The 2105-nt window shown below is 55.4% G+C and carries 2 protein-coding genes; both read right to left on the bottom strand.

Translation table 11 applies throughout. The features are described from left to right. Positions 1 to 492: 492 nt before the first annotated feature. Positions 493 to 948 carry a hypothetical protein gene (locus PQO00_RS20240; RefSeq protein ID WP_274186673.1) on the bottom strand — a complete coding sequence of 152 codons (456 nt, stop codon included), beginning with the start codon at positions 946 to 948 and terminating at the stop codon, positions 493 to 495. Between the two features lie 89 nt (positions 949 to 1037). Next, positions 1038 to 2105, bottom strand: a 1068-nt coding sequence (locus PQO00_RS20245; RefSeq protein WP_274186674.1) for a FecR family protein, incomplete at its 5' end; no start/stop codon positions are given.

Genomic DNA, 2105 nt, shown 5'->3' on the forward strand with positions numbered 1-2105 from the left:
ACCGTCCCGGCACGGGCTGCGTTCCTCCTTGTATATTTTTTAAAACGGGCCCGTCCTAACGGCCGTCCCGTTCGTTCCTTACCTTACTTTCATGCCGCCCTGCAAGGGCACTGCCCGTACTCGGCTGTGCTCAGTGCATGTTTCGCTCGTTTCATACCCAATCAAGTTGAGCACAGGTTTTGACCTTAGGGCCAAAAACCGAAATTCTGTTATCCAGATTCCCATTTTGTTCATTGTTTTCTATTTTATATCAATGCGTTCATGAACCCTACGATTTCATGGGAATGACAATCCTGCCTCCCAGCAGGCCCGACACAGGGCGTCGGGGAATTCTTTTCGATTAAAAGGGAAAAGATGATCTGGATTGGTCAATCTCTCTAAACTTGACCAATCTAAAGGCCTTCTTGTTCCCTTTTTATAACTGTTTATAATCGTTTTATTTTTTTATGTTCTCCTGTTCTGCTCCTTCATATTTTTTTTGGCTCCCGTGCCCTAACCGACCCGCAGGTCCCTAAAAAAGTACATGCCTTTTGTCAGGCGGGATATGTCGCCGCCCGTGTTCCGGTACTCCAGCACTTTCTGCCTTGCACTGTTGTATATCCTTATGAGCTTTGCGCCCGGAAGGTCCTTGACGTGCATCATATAGCCTATGGCGCTTGGACCCGTAGGGGCCTTTTGGCCGCCGTCGAGTTCCATGGCCGGTGCCCTTACCGTAAAGGAAACGGCGCCGGTACGATCTGGGCCGGAGGGGCCCCGGTCCGGGGCACTGTCCCTTGCCAGGCCCAATGGGGCGAACCTGAGCCCGGAGCCTCCCGATAGGGTCACGGTCACGGTGATATCATCGGCGGTATCCGTATCCGTACCGGGCCCGAACGGCATTTCGTGGCCACCCCTCACTTTGGTCTGGGGGCTCGTGCCGATGGTGCTGATAAGATCGTATGTCTTCATGGCCGGGGCTGTTTGATCGTTAGTTTATATTGTTCGTTATATGTTCGTTTATGTTTTTTGCTGCGCCGGGGCCGCCTGTGTGCGCTGCCCTACTCAATGGTCAGTGTCCTTTCCTTTATGTTATAGCCGTTGATGGAACCGGTCTTTTTAATGGCCGAGAGGATCCCTTCTATCGAAAAGTCCCTTTTGAACGTTCCCACGAACATTTCGTCCTCCAGGGCCCTGTCCGCAAAGACCACTTCCATGTCGTACCACCGGGAAAGGACCTTCATGATCTCCTTCAGGGTCTTGTCCTGAAAACTGAACGTGCCCTGTTTCCAGGAGACCTCTTTGGAGGTATCGACCGTGGCCAGGGCCATGTTGTTGTTACGTGTATCCAGGATGGACTGTTGGGCAGGTGCCAGAAACTGTTTTCTGTGCTGGTGGCCGACCAGGACCTGTCCCTCTACCAGGGTGGTATAGATCTGCGTCTCGTCCCTATAGGCCCTGATGTTGAACTCGGTCCCCAGGACCTCGACCTCCTGGAACCGGTTGCGAACCTTGAACTTTGCGCCCCGGTGCATTGCGGCCGGTGACACGTCGAAATAGGCCTCGCCGTGGACAAGGGTCACTTCCCTGGTCCCGCCATCGCCGAAGGCTACCGGGTACCTTAGCCGGGACTCGGAGTTCAGCCAGACCTTGGTGCCGTCGGACAGGGTTATCCGGAACTGCCCCCCACGGGGGACCGTCAGCATGTTATGGGCCGTTTCCTCTGTCGTGGCCCCGTTGCCGGGCCGTTCGGCCGGCAGGTATACTATTTCCTCGCCGTTGCCGGTAACGTTGCCCGATCGGTAGGGCCGTCCCTTTTCCAGGGCCACCTCGGAACCGTCCGCCAACGTCAGGGTCGCCCTGTCGGTGCCCGTACTTATATGGTTGTCCGCAACAATGGTGCCTACCGTCGGTGCTCCGTTTCTGTCCAGAAGGAACGTGGCACCGAGCAGGATGGCCACGGAGGCAGCTACCGCAATGTACCGGCGGTCCCTGTTCTTCCTGGCGCGCCTTTCCCCGGCCCTGGCCATGATCGTATCCCGGGCCTTCTGCTTGTCCAGTCCATCCATGAGCCGTGAGCGTTCTTCCCTTTTGCCCTTATCGGTTATATTGAGGAGTATGCGCTTTTT

It is taken from the genome of Flavivirga sp. 57AJ16 (genome assembly GCF_028736925.1).
Classification (GTDB): domain Bacteria; phylum Bacteroidota; class Bacteroidia; order Flavobacteriales; family Flavobacteriaceae; genus Flavivirga.